The sequence below is a fragment of the Flagellimonas sp. genome (assembly GCF_965222555.1).
Taxonomy (GTDB): Bacteria; Bacteroidota; Bacteroidia; order Flavobacteriales; family Flavobacteriaceae; genus Flagellimonas.
The window spans coordinates 177,345-199,777 of the sequence record NZ_CBDCUG010000003.1 but is presented as its reverse complement, the minus strand read 5'-3'; the positions used below and the strand labels follow the sequence as shown (position 1 = coordinate 199,777).

Sequence of the window (22,433 nt, the reverse complement as noted above, 5' to 3'; positions counted from 1 at the left end):
ATGCAAAAAAAGCCTTAACCCTAAAGGGTTAGGGCTTTTCAATCTTTCACAAAGTCTTTTATCCCAGCCTCTATTCTTGTTCTTAAATAATTTTGCCTTGGCACTAAAGGACAAGAGTACTTTTTATTATAAACACAATAAGGATTATAGGCTTTGTTGAAATCAATCAAAATAGTATCTCCTTCAGGAATGGTCAGGTCAATATACCTGCCTCCTCCATAGGTTTCCATCCCATTGGTCTCATCTAAAAATGGCAAAAACAAGTAATCTTTATACTTCTCTTCGGAAAGCAATGAAGGTGTCTGATAAATTTCTAGCTGATGTTTTTTTCCGTTAAGTTCAAAATGGGCAATTCCATATAACACTTCCTCTGTTTTTTCATTGGTTGTAGTGGCCAACAAAAAAGGTACGGCATCAGGAGTTCGTTCAAATCTAGCTTTTACCACATAAGCGGTATCAGCATCAAAAAAATCCAGTCCCTCAAAATCTTTTCTATACCTATCAGGCAGTGGAGATGTCTCTGGATTTTTGAAAGTAGCATTCAAATTGGCTTGAAAATCTATAATTTCCCTTACCGTCAAAGATTCCTTGGAGACATCCTCCTTCTTGTCATGATATTTTTTACCCCTTCCGCATGCAAGTACCAAAAAAACAACTACTATCAACCAATGCTTCATACACATAAATCTTGTTGTAAAAGTAGTAGAAATCATTCTTAATATTACTTTAGCAGCATCTACCCATCTTAATTATATTATAAATGATAAAGAACGCTTTCATTTTTGCCATTTTTCTGGTTTTGGTCTCATGCAATGACAACGCACAAAAAGAAAATACCCCAAAAACAACCCAAAGATGGTTGCCGGAACTCAAATCTGATAGATATAATGCCGCTTTTTTGATTATGGATGGTGTTTACAATACAGAGTTCACAGCTCCTTATGATATTTTTCAGCACACAAAATTTAGGAAAAACATTAAGGCCATGAATACTTTTACAGTGGCCAACACCTTAAATCCCATTATCTCGTTTGAAGGTGTACGTATTCTCCCAGATTTTGATTACACCCAAGATTCCATCCCAAAAATTGACATTTTGATAGTGCCCAGTGCAGAGCATCATCTGGATAGTGACCTGAAGGACACCACCATGTTGAATTTTGTAAAAAGGGTAAGCAAGGATGCTTTATTTGTGACATCGCATTGTGACGGGGCATTTGTTCTGGCAAAAACAGGAATCTTGGACAATGTTACATCAACCACTTTTCCCAGTGATATACAGGCATACAAGAAAATGTTTCCACATTTAAATGTTAAGGACAGCGTACTTTTTGTGCACGACGGAAAGTTTATCACCTCCGCGGGTGGGGCCAAAAGTTTTGAAGCGGCTCTCTATTTATGTGAATATCTGTATGGGAAAGAAATAGCAGATAGACTTGCTAGCGGACTTGTCATTGATTGGGATTTGGATAGTGTCCCGAAGCTTATTCTTCAATAATCTCGTAACGGGCATCTTTTAAATACTCAGAAACCAATTTGTTGAATTCCGGTTTTATCCGCAACAAAGCAGTGTGTTCAAGTCCATATAATCTATCCGTATCCTTGAATCCTTTTTTTAGGGCTTCTTCCAAATAGAAAAGTGCCGTACCAAAATCTTCATTTTTTGCACTCAATGATATCAGCTTAAGGTAGAAATCAAAGTTTTGGGGTTGCAAGATGGTTTTGAGCATATACAACAATGCCAAGGCATCTTCATCTATTAAAGTTTCAGAATTTACAATATCTATATTGTCCTCTGCCAGGGCATTGACATATCCCAACAGGCGATTCCCCATCTTTTTTTCGTGCTCATTGGTCCCATTGATAAACTTGTTTATCTCAGTCATCTGATAATTCCACCAACCCAAATTGTTGAAATTATGTGATAGGACATCTTCTTCAATATAATATTGATAATCTTCCTTTAAAAGAGCCTCTTTTAAACGAATGGCATTTTCGGCTCGCTTCATCGACCTAAAAAGCTTGTTTCTTCTTACATCCCGTTGCACCAATCTCAATGAATCCAGATTTTTATGAGCACCATAAATAGACATCATTTCACCCATGTACTGTTCTGCCAAAAGCAGTTTTATAGAACCCTTCAGTTGGTTTACTTTAATTATGTCTTCCTTGAATGCCTTGTCAATATAACTTGAGTCCGTGGGAATATATTTTTTTGCCATTGCCGACAATGTAAACAACTGCATGGCTTTTTTTAAATAACTGGCGTCCGGCCATACCCTATCAGATTCATATATCAATACCTGATTAGGAAATCTAAACCTATCCAGGATTTTCTCCACAGCCAACATCTGGGTATAGTTGTAATTGTTTTCGTCCACTATGCCAATAAAATGAAATGGACGTTTCACACTCAGTACATCAGTATTTGCAACTGATGCTCCAATGGACACAGTTCCTTTTACATCCTTTAAGAAAATGGGCACCAAATTGGCAAAACGTGCTCCAGTGGATGCACCTGCTGTATACACTCTTTCCTTATGAATAGGGAGCATCCTGTTAATACTGTGGATTACCTCACTGGTTTTTACCATATTACTGGATATTGAAGTGGTATCCGAAATTTTGGGAGCTGCAAGCACATACCCTTCCTTCTCCGCAGCCTGCACAAACATGGAGAGCGCCTGTTTTTCTCTTCCCTCCAAATCAAAAATCAACAACAATGGCCATTTTTTGTCCGTGGAAAATGTTGTTGGCAAATACAGTGAAAAAGTATCCGGAATAGAATCCTGAACTGGTAAAGCTTCAAGAATCGTCCCTTTTTTTAGCCTTATTTGTTGCGAAAAGGCAGCGTATTGCAACAGAAAAACAGTAAAAAAAAGTAAAGTATATTTTTTTTTCATAACTCTTTCACAACAAAAATCTAGCCAAAAGAACCCGTATTAAAAATAATGGAAAAATCTAGAACATCTACCCTTTTGTTATTGGTGTGTTAGCCACAACATTGGACAAGACAATATGGGTCCTACATTCTCCATAAACGATCAATTCATCGATAAATTTTTCTAAATGGGATTGATCTTTCAACACTACCTCCATAATAATATTCTCATTACCAGTAATACGGTAGCAATTAACAACTTCTTGTAATGATTTTACTTTACCCAAAAATGGCTTTAGTTTCCCCATAAAGGCCCTTAACATTACAATTGCTTTCAATTGATGCCCCGCCAAAGCATAGGAAACATTTGCCCTGTAGCTCTCAATAATTCCCAAGTCTTCCATCTTCTTTACCCGTTCAGCAACAGCAGGTGGGGTCAAGCCAACTTTACGTCCAATATTGGCAAAAGATTCCCTTGCATTTTCTTGCAAATACCCCAGTATTTCCCAGTTCAACTCATCTATCTTCATATTTAAAGTAAAAAATGAATAAAATTTTATTTTCAAAAGTCCAAATCTCTTTTTTCTTTTAAAAACAAAGTTACATTATCTTTTTCATACGTAATTTTATAGGTAGAAATTGCTTTGAAAAAATGGAGAGAAATTCTTTAAATTCTCTGGTTGTATATCGAAAATCATTGGCTTTACGTGATTTAAGTGAGGCTATAGCTTCTTATTTCTCCTACAATAAGGACAAATTACATCTTAGAAAGATTGATAATTTTCGTGATGACATTACCCAATCGCTTATGACCGACGCTGTTCTCATCACTAAAGAAGTGGAACAGGCCGCGTTGAGCAACTCTTATTCCGTAAGGATGAAAAGTTTAACTTTCATCAATATTATGACCCGTAATATTTTGGCGTATTGCAATGGTCTTGAAAGGGATGGAGTCAAAGAAAAGGAATATCTTAATTTGTTAAGACGGGAGATAAAAGTCTTTAGGGTATCCTTTAAAAAATGGAGAAAATCGTTCAACAATGGAAATGATTAATTTCCATTTCCTTTAAAATCCTCCTTTTTTACATATTTCTTCTATATTGCCCACCAACTTCAAACAACGCATTTGTAATTTGGCCTAAAGAGCAATATTTGGTAACCTCCATTAATTTCCCAAAAAGGTTTTCATTTTTAATTGCAGTTTGTTTCAGCTCGGTTAATTGTTTTTCTGCTTCAGATGTATTTCTTTGATGCAAATTCCGTAGTGTCTCTATTTGATTTTTCTTTTCATCTTCCGTTGCCCTGATTACTTCCGCGGGTAAAATGGTTGGAGATCCTTTTGAACTTAAAAATGTATTTACCCCAACAATTGGATAGGCCCCTGAATGTTTCAAGGTTTCATAATGCAGACTTTCCTCCTGAATTTTAGAACGCTGGTACATGGTCTCCATAGCTCCTAGGACTCCACCCCTTTCCGTAATTCTATCAAACTCAACCAAAACCGCTTCCTCTACCAAATCTGTTAACTCTTCAATAATAAAGGAACCTTGTACTGGGTTTTCATTTTTAGCCAAGCCAAATTCTTTATTGATGATCAACTGAATAGCCATAGCTCGTCTTACCGATTCTTCGGTTGGAGTGGTTATTGCCTCGTCATATGCGTTGGTGTGCAACGAATTACAGTTGTCATAAATGGCATACAGTGCTTGCAAGGTGGTTCGGATATCGTTAAAATCAATTTCCTGAGCATGCAAGCTTCTACCTGACGTTTGGATGTGATATTTTAACATTTGTGCACGCGGGTCGGCACCATATTTTTCTTTCATAGCTTTTGCCCATATTCGTCGGGCCACCCTTCCAATGACAGCATATTCTGGATCCACGCCATTAGAGAAAAAGAAAGAAAGGTTAGGCCCAAATTTATTGATGTCCATACCCCTACTCAAATAATACTCCACATAAGTAAACCCATTGGACAATGTAAAGGCCAATTGCGTTATTGGGTTGGCACCAGCTTCTGCAATATGATAGCCAGAAATGGAAACAGAATAAAAATTTCGCACCTGATTCTTAATAAAATAATACTGCACATCGCCCATCAATCGAAGTGCGAATTCTGTTGAAAAAATACAGGTATTCTGTGCCTGGTCTTCCTTTAAAATATCAGCTTGCACGGTACCCCGCACCTGACTCAAGGTATCTTTTTTGATTTTTTCATAAACTGTGGCTGACAAAACCTGATCTCCGGTCACTCCCAAAAGCATCAGTCCCAATCCATTGTTCCCTTCGGGAAGTTCCCCTGAATAACTGGGTCGTTTTACCTTTTTCGTTTTGAATATCTTTTCAATTTTCTGCTCCACCTCACCTACCAAATCATTTTGCTTGATATATTTTTCACAGTTTTGGTCAATGGCAGCGTTCATAAAAAAGGCCAGCAACATGGGCGCCGGTCCGTTGATTGTCATACTCACAGAAGTCATGGGGTCACTCAAATCGAACCCAGAGTATAATTTTTTGGCATCATCCAAACAGCAAATGGAAACACCAGCATTACCTATCTTTCCATAAATATCAGGCCTAAGGTCTGGGTCACTACCATATAAGGTGACCGAATCAAAAGCAGTGGACAATCGCTTGGCCGGCATGTCCAAGCTCACATAATGAAAACGCCTATTGGTTCTTTCCGGGCCTCCTTCTCCAGCAAACATCCTTGTAGGGTCCTCACCAACTCTTTTAAAAGGATACAACCCTGCAGTATAAGGAAATTCGCCGGGCACATTTTCTTGCAAGCTCCATCTGAGTACATCGCCCCAAGCTTCATACTTTGGCAAGGCCACTTTTGGGATTTGACTATGGGAAAGTGATTCGGTATGGGTTTTAATATTGACTTCTTTGTTTCTAACTTTAAAAGTATAGACCTCAGCTTTATAACGCTCTTTCTTTTCTCTCCACGCTAGAATGGTCTCCCAATAATGAGGGTCAAAATCCATTTTCACCCTATCAAACTCCTTGATCAAAAGTAAGAGCAGTTCTTTATCCACTTCTTTTATCAGAATTGAATTAAGAGCCTTCTCATCCAATCCAGATTTGGACAACAGCTTGTCCTCTGCATCAGATTGATCAATTTCCAAAACCGATGACAGCGTTAAAAAAATGCCATAGAGTTTTTGAGCTATTTTGCATTGTTTTTCTGCTTTGGAATCATACGAACGATTATTTTCTGCAATCTCAGACAAGTAACGGGTTCTTGCAGGTGGTATCACAAATATCTTTTCAGACATTTCATCCGCAACCTCAAAATTGGAAGATAAGGTTGCATCCGCTTTAGAATCCAAAGTATTTATGACCACTTTGTACAATTGATTCATTCCCGGGTCATTGAACTGCGAGGCAACGGTTCCAAAAATAGGCAATTCATCCTGATTCATATCCCACAAACCATGATTACGCATGTATTGTTTTTTTACATCACGCAGTGCATCTTGAGCTCCCCTTTTATCAAACTTATTTATGGCCACAACATCTGCAAAGTCGAGCATATCAATTTTTTCCAGCTGGGTCGCGGCACCAAATTCTGGAGTCATTACATAAAGCGAAACATCACTGTGCTCCAAGATTTCCGTATCTGACTGTCCTATCCCTGAAGTTTCCAAAATTATCAAGTCGAAATTGGCCGCCTTAAGTACTTGAACCGCTTCGGCCACATGCTTGGATAACGCCAAATTGGATTGCCGAGTTGCAAGAGAACGCATGTATACACGATCATTGTTAATAGCATTCATTCGAATCCGGTCGCCCAAAAGGGCTCCTCCAGTTTTTCGTTTGGATGGATCCACTGAAATTATACCAATATGTTTATCTGGAAAGTCGTTTAAGAACCTCCTCACCAATTCATCCACTAAACTGGATTTCCCAGCCCCACCTGTTCCAGTTATTCCCAGCACGGGAACTTTTGAGCTGTTTTTTTCAATTGCAGGGTGGTATGCTACAAAATCCTCATGTCGGTTTTCTGCCAAAGAGATAAGACGGGCCAAGGTGTTTACATGCTTTTCCTGTAACAACTCATCCAAATTCTTCTTTTTCGGAATTTCCAAATCCGGTACCGATGTATCACAACGTTTTACCAAATCATTGATCATGCCCTGCAATCCCATTTCGCGACCATCATCTGGAGCGTAAATGCGTTCTATACCATAATCCATTAACTCTTTAATTTCCTGCGGAAGAATTACACCACCACCGCCGCCAAAAATTTTAATATATCCAGCTCCTTTTTCTTGAAGTAAGTCAAACATATACTTAAAATATTCATTGTGCCCACCCTGATAGGAGGTCATGGCAATGGCATTGGCATCTTCTTGAATGGCACAATCAACCACTTCCACAACACTACGGTCATGCCCCAAATGAATTACTTCCACCCCGGTAGCCTGAATGATTCGTCGCATTATGTTTATGGCGGCATCATGACCATCAAACAAAGAAGCTGCGGTAACTATTCTGATTTTATTCTTTGGCTTGTAGGGTTGTTTTTGTTCCATTAGCAATAAAAGGTCCTTTTTTGTCTTGCAATTTACAGAAAATGCAAGATAAAACCCATTTTGATTAGGATTTTATAAAAATACAAGCAGCTTTGACTTGCTTTTTCTGAATATCATAATTTTACTTGGTCAAAAACACATCATGAAACTCACAATTTTAATTCATTGCGCTGACCAATCCGGAATCATAAGTTCGGTCACTTCATACATTCATGAACAGCACGGAAACATTATTTATCTGGACCAGCATGTTGACAAGGAGGCCGGGGTATTCTTTATGAGATTGGAGAGTGAGTTTGAAAATGACATTGCCCTATCTGAATTCAAAAAATTGTTTGAAGAGACTCTTGCAATCAGGTATAAGATGAAATGGAATATCCATTTGGATGGGGAAAAACCGAAAATGGCCATCTTCGTCTCAAAGTATAACCATTGCCTTTATGACCTTTTGAGTCGGTATAATTCTGGAGAATTGTTAGTTGACATTCCTTTTATTCTAAGCAATCATCCTGATTTGAAATATATTGCTGACCAATTTCAAATTCCATATTATCATGTGCCCATATCCAAAGACACAAAAAAAGCTGTGGAGGAAAAACAATTGAAATTACTTCAGGAACATGGAGTTGATTTTATTGTTTTGGCCAGGTACATGCAAATAATATCTCCAGAGGTCATTGACATTTTCCCACAAAGGATAATTAACATCCACCATTCATTTTTACCAGCCTTTGCCGGAGCCAAACCCTATCATGCTGCTTTCGAAAGAGGAGTCAAGATTATTGGGGCCACTAGTCATTATGTGACGGCAGAACTAGATGCGGGTCCAATAATAGAACAAGATGTGACCACAGTTTCGCATTCACATTCCATAAAGGATTTTATAGCTAAGGGAAGGGACCTGGAAAAAATCGTCCTTTCAAGAGCAGTTCAGCTTCATGTTGAAAGAAAAACAATTGTTTACAACAACAAAACTGTCATTTTTTCCTAAACATCTTCTTGTAAAAAAGTTGATTTTTTACACTTTAGCGGTAACTTCACCCTAACTATAAAAAACAGCATATGAAACGAGCACTGCTATTCATCTTAGTTTTTCAGCTTATTGGCTGCACAGAACTTCAACAGGTTGTAAATCAACTACCGCAAGGAACCGTAGGTATTGGAAATGCGGAAATAGCCCAAGGTTTAAGGGATGCATTAAATCTGGGAATTGAGAAACAGGTAAACAAACTTGCCTTAAAAGATGGTTTTTTTAAAAACGAATTAGTGAAAATCTTACTTCCCAATGAGTTGAAAAAGGTAGACAAAACACTAAGGGATATCGGCCTAGGAAATTTGGCCGATGAAGGTTTGCGTATACTGAACAGGGCTGCGGAGGATGCCGTTAAAGAAGCTACTCCTATTTTTGTTGACGCCGTAAAAGGCATCACATTTAGCGATGCAAAGCAAATTTTACTGGGAAGTGATAATGCTGCCACGCAGTATTTGGAGCAAACCACGAAGACCAAACTTTACAATAAATTCCATCCCATAATCCAAAAGTCCTTTAAAAAAGTGGGAGCCGATCAAATCTGGGGCAATATCATCACCAAGTACAATAATTTGCCGCTCACCAATGACGTAAATCCCGATTTGACGGATTATACCACCCAGGAAGCTTTAAGCGGTGTTTACACCATGATTGCTATTGAAGAAAAGGAAATTAGGACCAAAATTTCCTCAAGGACCACTGAATTGTTAAGAAAAGTGTTCGCTTTGCAAGATTAATGATAAATTTTTCTTAATAAGACAATAAAATCAAACTATCGTCGTTATAATCTCAATAAATTAAGGTAAGTATAACAAATTCCTAAAGTTAAATTAATCTTGATTTTATCGTTACAATAGAATTTTGTAGCAAATTATCTGAGTTAGCATTTTTTTGAGTTAGTTAGTTTAAACCGGTGTTCGCACCGGTTTTTTCATTTTTATAACTAATTAGTTCTTGCTTGTTATCCGTCTAAATGCTTAACACCAAAAAAGTTAAGTAGAGGTAAACTATTATCGGGGATTACGGTTTTTAAGTTTTTTTTAACATTTCAAATTTGTTAATTCCGTAATTTGAGAGTAAGCTAATTCAATCTACCAACACATGAGACGCTCCAGTAGCTTCCTAGCATTTCTGTTTGTTGTGATTTGTATGTCTTGTTATGCAAGGACATATAAAAATTATGGTGGAGTAGAAAACAACCCTTTCATTGTTAAACTTCAGGATTCTCTTGAATGGGCGGATTACTATTATAATATCCATAGGTATGAAAAAGCCATTTCCATATACGAGAGGAACTTAGAAAACCCTAATACAGAGAAGACCCACATACTTAAAAAATTGGCCTTGAGCGAGGCTGCTCTGGAACACTCCGCAGAATCCACTGCAAATTTGAACCAATACCTTCAATTGGATTTTAATCCAATTTTTCTTTTAAATGAAGGTTTTGACCCTATAAGGGAATCTACTGAATTTAAGGGTATTTCTGAAAAAGTCATTCCAAAGGTAACCACGTGGTCCCTTGTCTACCTTTTTGTTGCCCTAATAGGTTTTTATGTTGTTTTTCTTATTTGTGTAAATAAAAAAATACATCTTACTTCCCGGTTGCTGATTGCCTCTTTCATCTTTATACACTCCTTTTTTATTTTGCATATCAGTATCAATAGGGCGAACTATATGTTCGCTTATCCGCACACCTATTTGATGTCTACCTGGGCTTCCTTTTTATATGGTCCCCTACTCTATTTTTATTTTAAAACGACCACGCAGAAATATGTTTTCAAAGTATTGGATGTATTGCATTTTGTCCCCACCATTGTACTAACCACATACCTTGCTTTTGAGGCATATCTTTTTACATCTGAAAGTAAAATACAACTAATGTTGGACAGACTTCTAAGTGGGCTAAATCCGCAAGACTCCACTAAATTATTGTTATTGGTTGTTCTAAAAATTGTTTCACTAACGGTTTACGGCTACTTCATCCGGAGAGTTTATCTGAAGAGTAAAAAAGAGAAACTTTTAGATGTAAAAAATCAAATCTGGCAAAAGAATGTGTACTACATCCACATCTTTTATGTGTTGACCTATACAGCTTATGGCTTTTTGATCGTGAACACATATTCCTCAGGGATTTTGTACGACACTTCAGTAGCCGCCATGGCACTTATGGTCCTGTATGTTGGATACTCGGCTAACATACAACCGGATGTTTTCAGTGGTTTACACAGCTATACCAGACATTTATTTACCAAATACGAAAAGTCTGGTTTAACTCCCAGCCTATCGGCAGAATTGAGTGAGAACCTCTTACATCTTTTTGCTGTGGACAAAATTTACAAAGAAAACAATATTAACCTTGATATGGTCGCCCAAAAACTCAACACAACGCGCCATAACACTTCGCAGATCATTAATGAGCATTTTAATGTTAGTTTTCATGAATTTGTAAATATGTATCGAATCAAGGAGGCCAAACAGTTATTGATAGAGGATACATCCCGTAGATTGAACATCATCAATGTTGCTTACGAAGTAGGCTACAACAATAAGGTCACTTTTAATAAGGCCTTTAAAAAAGACACTCAACAGACTCCCTCCGAGTATCAAAAAAATGTCCTTCAGGTTTGAAAAGTTAAAAAGGGTAGTCTTAAATCGGCTAGGTAAAGGTTGATAAGGCTTTTCCAACAAAACCTTCACTTTTCCATATCTTAACTATAAACAGCCCATACAGAAGCTTAACAAAGACCCAATTGTCTCGTTGGGCAAAAATATTTGAATTAGTCATCAATATATCCTCTTTGGGCTGTTTATTTTCTTTTGTATAGCCCATCAAAAGCTACACTGGCAACAGTATCGCCCTCAAGCACTTCCCAAAGTTGTCTAACTGTTCCGTCGTCGTTCTTGGTCCAGGTAATCCTATTTCTATAGTCTTTACCATCATCCCTGGTAAATGTATTTGAAGTCAATATCATTTGGTTACCGATCCTGTTTCCTTTAAGCTTCAGAAAATTTCCTGAATTATCAATCCACAGCTGCTCCCATTGCTTGGTTCCCTTATTATAAAAATTAAGGCTTGTTCCTGTAAATCCTGAACTGGCACTTGTCCAATCCTCACGAATTAAACATCCCCCTTCTTCTTTGCTGATCTTGTTCTTTCCTGCTGGATCTCCATTGGCATTCGTAACCTCCCAATCTCCTACCCAAAAATCAAAAGCCTTATATTCTTCGGTGCAGCAATTGCAGGAAGTATCCGTTTGGGCATTCACCAAAAATGAAAACGCAAAAATCAATATTCCAAATAGCTTTCTCATATATCCTTATTTAATCAATCCGTTATTGCGCAATAAACAGCTCTGGCAGCCGTTTCATCGACCTAACTTTATAAAAATACGTTAATTTTTTACCCAGAAAAGGCAAGATTCATCGGGAAAAGTAAGGTTAACGTTAAAATTTAGATAAAGTACCTGATTTCTAGATGTATACACTCTTTACGCGTAGTCCAAAACTTGATTTTCATCGTATCTTTGATATAACAAATCTTGAAAAATGAAAAATCAGTATTGCAGAGTTGGAGCAGTAACTCCAATCACCAGCGGAAACCAGGCGATATCAATATTGGAGTATAGGTATCAAGCTTTTATTGAAAAAGCTACGGATGCCACTTACATAAACACCAATTTGGGAGAGTTTTTTAAACGTAAGGCACAGGGAATTCAAAAAATCTTGGAGAGTTTGGCTTAAAGGCTAGTTTAGCTTAGCTAATTCCTTTTGCATTTGTTCTTGCATATTTTTTGCTTGATTCCTAGCCATTTTGGCAAAATCATGCCCTTGGGAAGCATATAGAATTCCTCTTGAAGAATTTACAAGCAATCCCACATTCTTGGTCATTCCATATTTACATACCTCTTGTAAACTTCCACCTTGGGCACCAACACCAGGCACCAATAAAAAGCTTTCCGGCACAATTTGACGTACTTCTTCCAAGTAAGAAGCTTTTGTGGCTCCAATTACATACATTAAATTTTCTGAATTATTGTACGTCTTGGATACTTCCAAAACTTCCTTGTACAACTCATTATCGCCCACAATCTTAGTCTGAAAATCAAAGGCACCTTGATTCGAAGTCAGCGCTAACAAAATGGTATGCTTATTTTCAAACTCCAAAAAAGGTTCCACTGAATCTTTGCCCATATATGGTGCTATGGTAATAGAATCAAAATTCAGGGTTTCAAAAAAGGCCTTGGCATATCGGGTAGAAGTATTTCCTATATCCCCACGCTTGGCATCGGCTATGGTAAAAATATCCGGGTACTCTGCATTTAGATACTCCATGGTTCGCTCCAGCGCCTTCCATCCTTCCAAACCATGGGCTTCATAAAATGCAATATTGGGTTTGTAGGCAACACAGAGATCATGGGTAGCATCTATAATAGCCTTATTGAATGAAAAAATAGGATCTTCCTCGTCAAGTAAATGTTTTGGAATCTTATCCAAGTCGGTGTCAAGACCAACACAGAGAAAGGATTTTTTTTGTTTGATTTGGGATACTAATTCTTCTATTTTCATATATACTCGTTCTCGACCACGCCTTCGACAGGCTCAGGATGACATCTCGAATTGACATTTTTTAATACTCCCTCCTTTTCCAATCTTGTTTAGAAATCTAAAAAATCTCGGATGCCTCTTTTAATTTTTCCGTGTTTTCCACCAACATGAGCTCATCAATGATCTTTTGGATATCTCCATTGATGATGTTTTGCAAATCATAAAGTGTCAGCCCAATTCTATGATCTGTGACCCTTCCTTGTGGATAATTATACGTCCTAATTTTTGCGGAACGGTCTCCACTACTTACCTGAGAGTTACGTTTGGCCGCATCTTCTTCCTGCTTTTTGGCCAATTCCAAATCGTACAACCTTGAACGAAGCACTTTAAAAGCCTTTTCCTTGTTCTTATGTTGGGATTTTTGATCTTGACATTGTGCCACCAAGCCTGTAGGAACGTGTGTTAAGCGCACCGCCGAATAGGTAGTGTTCACCGATTGTCCTCCTGGTCCTGAGGAGCAGAAAAAATCAATTCTAACATCTTTTGGGTCGATTTGTACATCAAAGTCCTCTGCTTCTGGGATTACCATCACTGTGGCGGCACTGGTATGTACCCTACCTTGAGTTTCCGTCTGTGGAACACGTTGTACACGGTGTACCCCAGCTTCAAATTTAAGGGTCCCGTACACATCTTCACCACTCACTTCAAAATGGATTTCTTTATACCCTCCACTGGTTCCCTCACTTAAATCCATAATATTGGTCTTCCATCCTTTGGATTCACAATATTTAGCATACATGCGGTAAAGATCCCCCGCAAAAATACTGGCTTCATCACCACCAGTACCAGCCCTAATTTCCATCACCACATTTTTCTCGTCTTCAGGATCTTTGGGTATCAACAAAAATTTTATTTCTTCTTCCAGCTTAGGAAGTCCGCTTTTGGCCTCATCCAATTGCATTTTGGCCATTTCCAACATTTCGGCATCACTGCCATCTGCAATAATCTCTTCTGCTTCAGCAATATTATTGGTAAATGCTATATATTCATCACGTTTATCCACAAGTACTTTAAGGTCTTTGTACTCTTTATTCAACTTTACATACCTTTTTTGGTCAGAGATGATATCAGGTTGAATAATAAGGTCCGAAACCTCATCAAAACGTTGTTTTACTATATTGAGTTTGTCAAGCATAAATCAATCCTCGTTAGGATGCGAATTTACGATTAATTTGTACATTTAATAAACGTTATGTTTCCACTTCTCTGTTTTAAAACTTATGAATTAATTTTTCTTTTTTACAAACCAATGTTGCTACTTTCCAACATTGTGACCATTTTCCTTTTTATAGCAGAATCTTCGTTTTTAACAGTAATGGCTTTAAAATTGATTTTGCTAGTTTCTATTTTTATTTTGTTTTGGGAGAGTAAGTTTAAAAAGCGACTGGTTTTTTATCAAAACTTTGGCATTTCCAAAATTCACCTCTTTACCATCTCTTTTATTTTTGATGTAATTATTGCAATACCATTCTACTTAATCTTTATTCTTTGGTTCTAGAAATAGATAACATAGAGTTGAATTTTGGCACAAAAAGAGTCCTTTCCGGAATCTATTTGCAAGCTGAAAAAGGAGAAGTTACAGGGATTTTAGGCAGAAATGGCAGCGGAAAAACATCGTTGTTCAATATTTTATTTGGAAGTCTTCAACCTAAATACAAAACCATAAGGATAAATGGTAAAAATGTGAATGGAAAGTTGTTCTTGTCCAATAGGATAGCATACTTACCACAACACTCGTTATTGCCTAAAGGAATAAAGGTAGTTAGGGCCTTTAAATTATTCAACGCTGATTGGCATGCCTTCCTTTCAACTTTTGAAACCTTTAAGGTTTATAATAACGATAGAATCTCAGAGTTATCAAGTGGGGAAATCCGCGTCATTGAAACCTATCTTATTCTAAATCTACGAAAGGACATTATTTTACTTGACGAACCTTTTTCCTTTATCGCTCCCGTTTATATTGAAAGATTCAAAAAATTGATTCAGGACAAGAAAACCGAAAGTATCATCCTAATGACGGATCATTTCTACAGGGACATCATGCAAATAAGCAACAGGGTATATCTCTTTAAGGATGGTTCTTCCAAGCTTATAACAACTAAGGAAGATTTAGTAGATAATGGTTATATCTTGTCTAATTCCCGACAAAAGTAGTTCCCAAGGTAATAATATAAGCATTCAACCCATCACTTCTATCGTATTGACTAAAACGAAGATCAATGGTCTTAAGCCCAAAATTGAAAATCTTGGTACTGGTAAAGATATCTTTGTACTGGATACCCAATCCATATTGGTGCGCATTGTACTTGGATAAATCGTAATCCGAAGTATAGAAATCAAATGTGGAAAGTGCATTTTCCTTAGCATAAAAATAATCCGCAGCAGATTGTGTATAATACCTATATGTTGGATATAAGGTAAACTTGTCTGTTAACTTAAAAGGAGTTTCCAAACTAGCGGTGTGCGAGGTAATTCCCCAATCGTCCCAATAAAAACGATAGTATGATCGTAAAACCAACAAATCGTTCACATAATAATTCAATCTTCCTCCAAATGGGATTTTAAATCGACTATCCGGCAGCCGTTCCACATCATCTGCCAACTGAAAGTCATCAATGAAAAAATTCCCCACATCACCAAAATACACCCTTTGGAATGGGGTGCTCAAGAGGCCATTTTGTGAAACCACATCCACAAAAAGTGCTCCTTGTAATCGCTTGCTCAAGATTTGGGAAAAACTAAGTGACAGGGAATATGAGTTTCTATTTTCTTTTTCAAAGGAGGTGAAGTTTGGGTTATACGTGCCATTGCCAGTTATACGATCATCAAAAAAGCCTTGTCTGAGCTCAATGGGATATATAGCATTCCATTTATCCAGAAAAACGCGTCCACTAAGGGTCAATTCGGTATTCTTTTCATTGAAAAGCTTGGAATAACTCCCCCCAAATCCAACGGAGAAATAATCGTATTCCGATGAAAAGTAAAGATTGGCACTCCAAATGGAGTTCCGGTCCTCTGAGCTATGCTGATAACTAGGATTTATATAGGCCAAAAGGTCTTTTCTAGATTCTCCAGACGAAGCATCAAAAGGAGTCACAGTGCTATTTCTGCCATCCAAAGGATTCACATTGCTGGATGAGGCCGAGGTATAGGCCGATAGTCCAACATCTACCGTGAGCACATCATCTTCGTTCATGGGCATCCGCAAAACTATAGTAGAGGTAGCATCGGTTAGTTCTTCTGTTCCCTCCCCGCCAGTTACCGCTGCATTTTGCCCATCTTGATCATAATAACTGAACAGCATATCAATTTCACTGCTTTCCAATACTCTTTTTTTGTATGAGGTATTGTCTTGTTGGGACCACCCAATGAAAGTTACGAAGCAAGAAAGGAAAAATAACGCTTTGGGCAGATTGGATTGTGTCAATTTTTTATTTTTCATTTTCCACTTTTCGTTTCCTAGTTGCATCCGCAACCACCACCGGTTTTACCACCATTGGCTCCTGATGACGCTTCTCTGTAAATTTGAAAATTGGTCTCAAATCGCTCTGATGCCCTAGCACCCAGTTGCATTTCAATGTCGTTGAGATACACCTTATCATACTCACGCACGGCAACGCATGAACTGGAAAAAACCAATAAAACAAGGAGAAAAAAAAGTTTTCGCATATTCTAAATTTACTGATTTTTATCAAAAAGAATTCCGGTGCTCTTATGAATCTTGTTATCGGCATCGACAACCACCGCGTCAACACCATCCATTTGATTAATGAGGTGGATACCACTATCCCTGCCCATGATAAACACTGCTGTAGCCAAAGCGTCACACAGTTCTGCATTCTTGGCAAAAATAGATACACTGTTGATTCCTGTAGTTGGATAACCTGTTCTTGGATCTATGATGTGGGAATATTTTTCCCCATTCAAAACGATATATTTCTCATAATTACCTGAGGTAGCTACAGAAGATTCTACAACCGGCAACCAACTAAACACTTTATCCTTACTCATCGGATTGGCAATACCGATCAACCACTTCTCCCCTGTCACCTTCGTTCCCCATGTGGTCAAATCTCCCGATGCATTTATGATGCCTCCCTTAACTTGCTTGGACACCAAAAGTTCTTTGGCCCTATCCGCCGCATATCCTTTTCCAATGGCTCCAAAACCAATTCGCATTCCCTTTTCCTTTAAAAAAACAGTTTGTTCTTTGGAATTCAATATGATGTTCTGATAACCAATTTTTGATATGGATTGCTGAATTTCCTTTTCATCAGGTGCTCGGTCCATACTACCGTCAAACTTCCAAATATTGTCCATGGAAGCATATGAGATATCAAAAGCACCGTCCGTAATCTCAGAAATTTTAATAGATCGTTCTATCAATTGAAAAAGTTCACGGCATACTTTAACGGGTTTTATCCCTGCATTTTTGTTGATCAATGAGGTTTCTGATTCATCATCCCATGAGGAAATGATTTTTTCGATGCGCTTAATTTCAGAGACCGCCTCATCTATATTGATGTAGCCAATATCCTCATTGGGGGCTATCACGGTTATCTCAAACCGGGTCCCCATAAGCTTTAAGGTTTTTTTTACGGTAACGCTCTCTTCTCCTTGTGCGTTGGAAAACACACAGAACAAACAACATAGGAGTACCGCAAATATTCTCATCTTACAAAACCATTCAATAGGGAAATATATTCTTTAGGGGTAGCTTTTTTATCAAAACCTATTTTACCAAGAACCAGTTCTTGTTTGTCCATAACCACAACCAATGGGAAGTACCCTTTTGGATTGTACTTTTCTGCCAACTGTTTATTGGAATTTAATTTATCCGATGAAAGTTGGTTCTTCTTTTTTCTGGGAAAATCCGCATTGTAAAGTACATAATGTGATGCTGCATATTCCCTAAAATCCTCTGACTCCAAAATGCCTCGTTTGAGGCGAATACAGGGAGCACACCAATCTGATCCTGAAAATACTAAAACAATGGGTTTATTTTCATCATTGGCCAATGCAAGGGCATCATCAAAATTCTCCTGCCATTCCTGTGCCTGCAATGAACCAAATAAAAAACAAAATAGTATGGGCAGTAGATATTTCATCGATTTGGGATAAAGAATTTATTCAAAAACCCTTAAAGTATCACCATTGAGCTCGGTATTGAATACTTTTAAGGCCTTAGCCGGGTTGCTATCAACCTGATTCAATGGGGTTCCATCTTGTTCAAACCGAGATCCGTGCACATCACAATAAAAAATTCCATTGTCCTGGCTCACAAACTCAACCTCAGCATATCCCTTATGGCTGCATATTAAACTTGCTGCCACCAAATTACCTTCTAAATTACGGGCAACAACAATATCGGTCAAGTCATTTTCAGCCACATTCGATGCAACTTCAATAAAACCTCCATTATTGGCCAATGCCGCTGCCTTTGAGGATGCAAGGTCAATGGTGAAGTCAACTCCAGAAGGTATTATCCTATCACCTCCTTCGGCATCTTTTGAGCATCCATTAACACAGGGAAAAGTTAGGGCAAATGCCGCTCCGGCGCCCAAACTTCTTAAAAAATCTTTTCTTTCCATAGTGCGGGGTTTATAGAAAGAACGTTAAATTATGGTGAATCGTATGCTAATATTCAAACTCTCCAAATTCGCTTTGAATGGTCAATTTTTTACTATCATAACTTTCTACACGACCAATAATTCGGGCATCAACATTAAAGCTTTTTGAAATGGAAATAATATCCTCCGCAATTTGCTCATCCACATATAATTCCATACGATGACCACAGTTAAAAACCTGGTACATTTCCTTCCAATCCGTGCCAGATTGTTCCTGAATCAACTTGAACAGAGGAGGAATTGGGAACATATTATTTTTAACAATATGCAGATTGTCCACAAAATGAAGAATCTTGGTCTGGGCCCCTCCGCTACAATGCACCATTCCATGAACCTGGTCAGAAGAATATTGCCCCAATACTTTTTTTATGATCGGTGCATAGGTTCTGGTTGGCGACAAAACCAATTTTCCAGCATCAATGGGAGAATTTTCTACCTCATCCGTCAATTTCGTATTTCCGGAATATACCAACTCATTGGGAACGGCAGCATCAAAACTCTCTGGATATTTTTCTGCCAAATACTTGCCAAAAACATCATGGCGCGCCGAGGTTAGCCCATTACTGCCCATTCCACCATTATATTCAGTTTCATAAGTGGCTTGTCCGTAAGATGCCAAACCAACAATAACATCCCCGGCTTTTATATTGGCATTGTCAATAACTTTGTCCCTTCTAATTCGAGCCGTTACAGTGGAATCTACAATTATGGTTCGAACCAAATCTCCAACATCGGCTGTTTCCCCACCCGTTGAATGGATGGTCATTCCATGTTCTTTCAAGTCGGAAATCAACTCCTCCGTTCCATTTATAATTGCTGAAATTACCTCTCCTGGAATCAAATTTTTATTCCGTCCAATTGTGGATGAAAGCATAATATTGTCCGTGGCCCCCACACAGATTAAATCATCAATGTTCATGATCAGTGCATCTTGGGCAATTCCTTTCCAAACCGAAACATCCCCGGTTTCTTTCCAATACATATAGGCCAAAGACGATTTGGTACCGGCTCCATCTGCATGCATTACCAAACAATGCTCATTGCTACCTGTTAAATAATCAGGGACTATTTTGCAAAAGGCTTTTGGAAAAAGCCCTTTATCAATATTCTTAATCGCATTGTGCACATCTTCTTTTGATGCGGAAACACCACGCTGTGCATATCGTTTACTAGCGTCTGAGGACATTATGTGAATTTTGCGCAAAAATAGGGAATGTTAAGGATTGATTCCTGCAAATTTCAAATCAGTTTTGATGACTGATTGCTGCGACATAAGATTTTGGGGGAACTCCTGTGTACTTTTTAAAAATTGTAGCAAAATATTGGGATGAACTGAAACCCAGATCAAAGGCAACTTGGGTTACATTTTTCTTCTGGAGCAAATCTTTCTTGGACTGTTCTATCTTCAATCTGTTGATGTATGCCTTTGGCGGAACCCCAAAATGGTGTTTGAACCAGGATTTAAAATGCGAAGTGGAAATATTGATCAATGTAGCCAGTTCATCCACATAAATAATTCTGTGCAGATTCTTAACAATGAAATCATTCAGTATGTCCAGCCTTTCCGAATTAATCATAGGTTGTGGTTCTTTAGCAAGCTCCAAAGTTTCCAAAAGAAGTTGAACAATCAATTGATTCCCCCACAATTCGCTTAGGGGGTTTTTCGGCTCTTCAAGTATTCCCATCAATTTCTCCAATATGGGTTTTAGAACAAATGCACCCTTAAACAAGGTGTTCCCGTTTTGTACTAATTCACTCAACAAATAATCAGATTGGTGCTGGGACAAGTTGCACAACATCCCTTTTTCCAAGGATATCTGCAGCCAAAATAGCTCACCAATATCTTCTGGATATGTACCCGAACTGTGGTCTACATTTGGTGGAACAATAAAAAAATGGTTTCCGGTCAATCTGAATACATCCTTCCCTACCTGATAATGTTGCTGTCCCTTTAAACAAAAACAAATCTCCAATACCGCTTTATGATGATGCTTTTCAAGTATCGGCTCCACTTTATTGTAATGGTAATAACCAAAATCATGACATCCAACGAAACCAAGCTTACCTAGATTGAGCACTCTTCTTCTGTTTGTTTGCTTTTGCATGATTTATGTATAAAATTGTATTGTCCTACGAATTTAAAAGACTTTAAGGAGAATACACTTTTATTTTATCCCATATTCTTTCTATAAATTGTATGATAATCATGAAAAAAGACTTTTTAGCCAACGGATTTGTCAAATTGGACACTTTAATTCCTTTTTCTGAAGTTGAGAAACTAAGGATTCTCTATGAGAACCTTTTAAATGATAAAAAGCGTACCGAAGGTTTACGAAGTGATTTGGGAGGAGAGGAAGAAACCAAAAATGCCGTGGAAAAAATCACACAGATTATGCGACCAAGCCTAATTGAACCTAAATTATCGGAAAGCGTAACCTATGAACTTGCCCTGAACCATGCGAAAAAATTGTTGGGCGATGACATGGAACTAGACTTTGACATGTTGATCAACAAAGCCCCTCAAACCAATACCCCCACCCCTTGGCACCAAGATGCGGCGTATTGGATAAAAATGCCCGACAAAAGATCGGCGAGCTGTTGGATAGCCCTTGATGATGTCTATGCAGAAAACGGATGCATGTGGTTTATACCCAAAGAAGGTGAACTGCTCAAAGAACACAGTCTATATACTAAGGGAGGGGCCTTGCACTGTGAAACAGATACAAGTAACGCACAATGTATTCCCCTTAATGCCGGAGGGTGCACTTTTCATGATGGGTTTACGTTGCATTTTAGTAAAGGAAACACCACAGATGGTCCCCGAAGGGCACTCATCTTGAATTTTAGACCAAAAAAGATGATTGAATTGGAAAGAGAACAAGGCATTGAACATACAGGGGAACGCAAAGTGAGAAACAATTCATAAATGGAATTAAAACTAATCTATCCACGTTGGGGAAGTTCCCATATGGAATGGCCTACATTTTTGAAGAAAGTAAAAGACAATGGCTACCAAGGTGTTGAAATTGACCTTCCCCTGCATAAAGAAGAAAAAACAAAGATCCTGAACATGCTCAAGGATTTTGATCTTGATTTTGTGGCCCAACACTGGGAAACCAAATCTTCTAATTTTCAGGAACACAAGGAAGGGCTCAAAAGACACCTTTACAATTTGGCCGAAGCCAATCCATTATTGATCAATTCCCACACGGGAATGGATTTCTTCAGTTTTAAGCAAAATCTAGAATTACTGGTTCTTGCACAAGAAATAGAAAAGGAAACCAATATCATGATCACCCATGAAACCCATCGTTCTCGTTTTTCTTTCGCGGCCCATGTGTGCTTACCTTATTTAAAGGAATTTCCGGGTTTAAAATTAACCTCTGATTTTTCGCATTGGTGCTGTGTTGCCGAATCCATGCTGGAAAACCAGAAAGATGCCGTTTCAACAGCTATAGAACATACCTTTCACATTCATGCACGCGTGGGGTCTGCACAATCTCCGCAAGTTATCGACCCCAGAGATCAAACCTACAAAGCAGAATTATTACAATTTAAGGCGTGGTGGGCCAAAATGGTACAGAATTCATTAGAGAACAAAAGGGCATTTTTGACTGTGACCCCAGAATATGGACCTTTTCCATATAGTCATTTCATGCCCCATACGCAGAAACCCATAGCATCCCAGTGGGAAATCAATCAATTTATTAAAGATGAAATTATAATGGATTGGAAAAACCAGTAAG

Annotated in this window: 23 protein-coding genes; 9 read left to right on the top strand and 14 right to left on the bottom strand. The window is 38.1% G+C overall.

The features are described 5' to 3' along the window. Window positions 1-38: 38 nt before the first annotated feature. Window positions 39-677, bottom strand: a complete 639-nt coding sequence (locus ACOQO1_RS04370) for a DUF1684 domain-containing protein (RefSeq protein WP_420601639.1) — start codon at window positions 675-677, stop codon at window positions 39-41. Between the two features lie 83 nt (window positions 678-760). Between ACOQO1_RS04370 and ACOQO1_RS04365 the strand changes: the two genes are divergently transcribed. Continuing rightward, window positions 761-1,498 (top strand): DJ-1/PfpI family protein, encoded by a 738-nt coding sequence (locus ACOQO1_RS04365; RefSeq protein WP_420601638.1) that lies wholly within the window; start codon window positions 761-763, stop codon window positions 1,496-1,498. Here the strand turns inward: ACOQO1_RS04365 and ACOQO1_RS04360 are convergent. Both ACOQO1_RS04360 and ACOQO1_RS04355 read right to left on the bottom strand, forming a co-directional pair. After that, entirely contained in the window at window positions 1,485-2,903 is a 1,419-nt protein-coding gene (locus tag ACOQO1_RS04360) for an alpha/beta hydrolase (protein WP_420601637.1), read from the bottom strand. The genes ACOQO1_RS04365 and ACOQO1_RS04360 overlap by 14 nt on opposite strands. Window positions 2,904-2,970: 67 nt before the next feature. Continuing rightward, window positions 2,971-3,411: an Lrp/AsnC family transcriptional regulator gene (locus ACOQO1_RS04355; RefSeq protein ID WP_420601636.1), complete on the bottom strand. Its 441-nt coding sequence runs from the start codon at window positions 3,409-3,411 to the stop codon at window positions 2,971-2,973. Between the two features lie 122 nt (window positions 3,412-3,533). Here ACOQO1_RS04355 and ACOQO1_RS04350 point away from each other — a divergent pair, with 122 nt between their 5' ends. Further along, window positions 3,534-3,935 (top strand): hypothetical protein, encoded by a 402-nt coding sequence (locus tag ACOQO1_RS04350; protein ID WP_420601635.1) that lies wholly within the window; start codon window positions 3,534-3,536, stop codon window positions 3,933-3,935. A gap of 28 nt (window positions 3,936-3,963) precedes the next feature. Here ACOQO1_RS04350 and ACOQO1_RS04345 read toward each other — a convergent pair whose 3' ends face one another. Beyond that, window positions 3,964-7,422 (bottom strand): methylmalonyl-CoA mutase family protein, encoded by a 3,459-nt coding sequence (locus ACOQO1_RS04345; RefSeq protein WP_420601634.1) that lies wholly within the window; start codon window positions 7,420-7,422, stop codon window positions 3,964-3,966. Window positions 7,423-7,564: 142 nt separating this feature from the next. Here ACOQO1_RS04345 and purU point away from each other — a divergent pair, with 142 nt between their 5' ends. From purU to ACOQO1_RS04330, 3 genes are all read left to right on the top strand, one after another. Further along, a complete protein-coding gene (gene purU / locus ACOQO1_RS04340) occupies window positions 7,565-8,413 on the top strand; it encodes a formyltetrahydrofolate deformylase (RefSeq protein WP_420601633.1) in 849 nt (282 codons plus the stop codon). Between the two features lie 71 nt (window positions 8,414-8,484). Beyond that, on the top strand, window positions 8,485-9,189 hold the full coding sequence (locus ACOQO1_RS04335; RefSeq protein WP_420601632.1) for a DUF4197 domain-containing protein: 705 nt from the start codon (window positions 8,485-8,487) through the stop codon (window positions 9,187-9,189). A gap of 364 nt (window positions 9,190-9,553) precedes the next feature. Continuing rightward, entirely contained in the window at window positions 9,554-11,080 is a 1,527-nt protein-coding gene (locus ACOQO1_RS04330) for a helix-turn-helix domain-containing protein (RefSeq protein WP_420601631.1), read from the top strand. Window positions 11,081-11,259: 179 nt separating this feature from the next. Here ACOQO1_RS04330 and ACOQO1_RS04325 read toward each other — a convergent pair whose 3' ends face one another. After that, window positions 11,260-11,763, bottom strand: coding sequence for a hypothetical protein (locus tag ACOQO1_RS04325; protein ID WP_420601630.1), 504 nt, complete (start codon window positions 11,761-11,763; stop codon window positions 11,260-11,262). A 235-nt stretch (window positions 11,764-11,998) separates the two neighbouring features. On the opposite strand from ACOQO1_RS04325, the gene ACOQO1_RS04320 reads away from it, so the two are divergent. Further along, window positions 11,999-12,193, top strand: a complete 195-nt coding sequence (locus ACOQO1_RS04320; protein WP_420601629.1) for a hypothetical protein — start codon at window positions 11,999-12,001, stop codon at window positions 12,191-12,193. Window positions 12,194-12,196: 3 nt separating this feature from the next. Here ACOQO1_RS04320 and pyrF read toward each other — a convergent pair whose 3' ends face one another. Both pyrF and prfA read right to left on the bottom strand, forming a co-directional pair. Beyond that, window positions 12,197-13,018, bottom strand: coding sequence for an orotidine-5'-phosphate decarboxylase (pyrF, locus tag ACOQO1_RS04315; protein WP_420601628.1), 822 nt, complete (start codon window positions 13,016-13,018; stop codon window positions 12,197-12,199). Between the two features lie 97 nt (window positions 13,019-13,115). Next, window positions 13,116-14,192, bottom strand: a complete 1,077-nt coding sequence (gene prfA / locus ACOQO1_RS04310) for a peptide chain release factor 1 (protein ID WP_420601627.1) — start codon at window positions 14,190-14,192, stop codon at window positions 13,116-13,118. Window positions 14,193-14,545: 353 nt separating this feature from the next. Here prfA and ACOQO1_RS04305 point away from each other — a divergent pair, with 353 nt between their 5' ends. Next, window positions 14,546-15,211: an ATP-binding cassette domain-containing protein gene (locus ACOQO1_RS04305; RefSeq protein WP_420601626.1), complete on the top strand. Its 666-nt coding sequence runs from the start codon at window positions 14,546-14,548 to the stop codon at window positions 15,209-15,211. On the opposite strand, the gene ACOQO1_RS04300 is transcribed toward ACOQO1_RS04305, so the two are convergent. The 7 genes from ACOQO1_RS04300 to ACOQO1_RS04270 are packed head-to-tail and all read right to left on the bottom strand — an operon-like array spanning window position 15,192 to window position 20,792. Beyond that, a complete protein-coding gene (locus ACOQO1_RS04300; RefSeq protein ID WP_420601625.1) occupies window positions 15,192-16,499 on the bottom strand; it encodes a DUF3570 domain-containing protein in 1,308 nt (435 codons plus the stop codon). The genes ACOQO1_RS04305 and ACOQO1_RS04300 overlap by 20 nt on opposite strands. Window positions 16,500-16,516: 17 nt before the next feature. After that, window positions 16,517-16,726, bottom strand: a complete 210-nt coding sequence (locus ACOQO1_RS04295) for a DUF4266 domain-containing protein (protein ID WP_420601624.1) — start codon at window positions 16,724-16,726, stop codon at window positions 16,517-16,519. Between the two features lie 9 nt (window positions 16,727-16,735). After that, window positions 16,736-17,731, bottom strand: a complete 996-nt coding sequence (locus tag ACOQO1_RS04290; protein ID WP_420601623.1) for an FAD:protein FMN transferase — start codon at window positions 17,729-17,731, stop codon at window positions 16,736-16,738. Further along, entirely contained in the window at window positions 17,728-18,165 is a 438-nt protein-coding gene (locus tag ACOQO1_RS04285; RefSeq protein ID WP_420601622.1) for a thioredoxin family protein, read from the bottom strand. Before ACOQO1_RS04285 ends, ACOQO1_RS04290 begins: the two co-directional genes overlap by 4 nt. Before the next feature lie 18 nt (window positions 18,166-18,183). Then, a complete protein-coding gene (locus tag ACOQO1_RS04280) occupies window positions 18,184-18,648 on the bottom strand; it encodes a ubiquinol-cytochrome c reductase iron-sulfur subunit (RefSeq protein WP_420601621.1) in 465 nt (154 codons plus the stop codon). Window positions 18,649-18,694: 46 nt separating this feature from the next. Then, the gene (locus tag ACOQO1_RS04275) at window positions 18,695-19,873 is read right to left on the bottom strand and encodes an AIR synthase related protein (protein WP_420601620.1); all 1,179 of its coding nucleotides are present in this window, start codon (window positions 19,871-19,873) and stop codon (window positions 18,695-18,697) included. A gap of 58 nt (window positions 19,874-19,931) precedes the next feature. Next, the gene (locus tag ACOQO1_RS04270; protein ID WP_420601619.1) at window positions 19,932-20,792 is read right to left on the bottom strand and encodes an AraC family transcriptional regulator; all 861 of its coding nucleotides are present in this window, start codon (window positions 20,790-20,792) and stop codon (window positions 19,932-19,934) included. A gap of 101 nt (window positions 20,793-20,893) precedes the next feature. Between ACOQO1_RS04270 and ACOQO1_RS04265 the strand changes: the two genes are divergently transcribed. Together ACOQO1_RS04265 and ACOQO1_RS04260 are read left to right on the top strand one after the other, a co-directional pair. Continuing rightward, entirely contained in the window at window positions 20,894-21,613 is a 720-nt protein-coding gene (locus ACOQO1_RS04265; RefSeq protein ID WP_420601618.1) for a phytanoyl-CoA dioxygenase family protein, read from the top strand. Beyond that, a complete protein-coding gene (locus tag ACOQO1_RS04260; protein ID WP_420601617.1) occupies window positions 21,614-22,432 on the top strand; it encodes a sugar phosphate isomerase/epimerase family protein in 819 nt (272 codons plus the stop codon). The last annotated feature ends 1 nt before the right edge of the window (window position 22,433 follow it).

What these genes read in the sequence shown, in the direction of transcription:
- ACOQO1_RS04370 (WP_420601639.1), bottom strand. Translation starts at nt 677, where the DNA reads ATGAAGCATTGGTTGATAGTAGTTGTTTTTTTGGTACTTGCATGCGGA.
- ACOQO1_RS04365 (WP_420601638.1), top strand. Translation starts at nt 761, where the DNA reads ATGATAAAGAACGCTTTCATTTTTGCCATTTTTCTGGTTTTGGTCTCA.
- ACOQO1_RS04360 (WP_420601637.1), bottom strand. Translation starts at nt 2,903, where the DNA reads ATGAAAAAAAAATATACTTTACTTTTTTTTACTGTTTTTCTGTTGCAA.
- ACOQO1_RS04355 (WP_420601636.1), bottom strand. Translation starts at nt 3,411, where the DNA reads ATGAAGATAGATGAGTTGAACTGGGAAATACTGGGGTATTTGCAAGAA.
- ACOQO1_RS04350 (WP_420601635.1), top strand. Translation starts at nt 3,534, where the DNA reads ATGGAGAGAAATTCTTTAAATTCTCTGGTTGTATATCGAAAATCATTG.
- ACOQO1_RS04345 (WP_420601634.1), bottom strand. Translation starts at nt 7,422, where the DNA reads ATGGAACAAAAACAACCCTACAAGCCAAAGAATAAAATCAGAATAGTT.
- purU (WP_420601633.1), top strand. Translation starts at nt 7,565, where the DNA reads ATGAAACTCACAATTTTAATTCATTGCGCTGACCAATCCGGAATCATA.
- ACOQO1_RS04335 (WP_420601632.1), top strand. Translation starts at nt 8,485, where the DNA reads ATGAAACGAGCACTGCTATTCATCTTAGTTTTTCAGCTTATTGGCTGC.
- ACOQO1_RS04330 (WP_420601631.1), top strand. Translation starts at nt 9,554, where the DNA reads ATGAGACGCTCCAGTAGCTTCCTAGCATTTCTGTTTGTTGTGATTTGT.
- ACOQO1_RS04325 (WP_420601630.1), bottom strand. Translation starts at nt 11,763, where the DNA reads ATGAGAAAGCTATTTGGAATATTGATTTTTGCGTTTTCATTTTTGGTG.
- ACOQO1_RS04320 (WP_420601629.1), top strand. Translation starts at nt 11,999, where the DNA reads ATGAAAAATCAGTATTGCAGAGTTGGAGCAGTAACTCCAATCACCAGC.
- pyrF (WP_420601628.1), bottom strand. Translation starts at nt 13,018, where the DNA reads ATGAAAATAGAAGAATTAGTATCCCAAATCAAACAAAAAAAATCCTTT.
- prfA (WP_420601627.1), bottom strand. Translation starts at nt 14,192, where the DNA reads ATGCTTGACAAACTCAATATAGTAAAACAACGTTTTGATGAGGTTTCG.
- ACOQO1_RS04300 (WP_420601625.1), bottom strand. Translation starts at nt 16,499, where the DNA reads ATGAAAAATAAAAAATTGACACAATCCAATCTGCCCAAAGCGTTATTT.
- ACOQO1_RS04295 (WP_420601624.1), bottom strand. Translation starts at nt 16,726, where the DNA reads ATGCGAAAACTTTTTTTTCTCCTTGTTTTATTGGTTTTTTCCAGTTCA.
- ACOQO1_RS04290 (WP_420601623.1), bottom strand. Translation starts at nt 17,731, where the DNA reads ATGAGAATATTTGCGGTACTCCTATGTTGTTTGTTCTGTGTGTTTTCC.
- ACOQO1_RS04285 (WP_420601622.1), bottom strand. Translation starts at nt 18,165, where the DNA reads ATGAAATATCTACTGCCCATACTATTTTGTTTTTTATTTGGTTCATTG.
- ACOQO1_RS04280 (WP_420601621.1), bottom strand. Translation starts at nt 18,648, where the DNA reads ATGGAAAGAAAAGATTTTTTAAGAAGTTTGGGCGCCGGAGCGGCATTT.
- ACOQO1_RS04275 (WP_420601620.1), bottom strand. Translation starts at nt 19,873, where the DNA reads ATGTCCTCAGACGCTAGTAAACGATATGCACAGCGTGGTGTTTCCGCA.
- ACOQO1_RS04270 (WP_420601619.1), bottom strand. Translation starts at nt 20,792, where the DNA reads ATGCAAAAGCAAACAAACAGAAGAAGAGTGCTCAATCTAGGTAAGCTT.
- ACOQO1_RS04265 (WP_420601618.1), top strand. Translation starts at nt 20,894, where the DNA reads ATGAAAAAAGACTTTTTAGCCAACGGATTTGTCAAATTGGACACTTTA.
- ACOQO1_RS04260 (WP_420601617.1), top strand. Translation starts at nt 21,614, where the DNA reads ATGGAATTAAAACTAATCTATCCACGTTGGGGAAGTTCCCATATGGAA.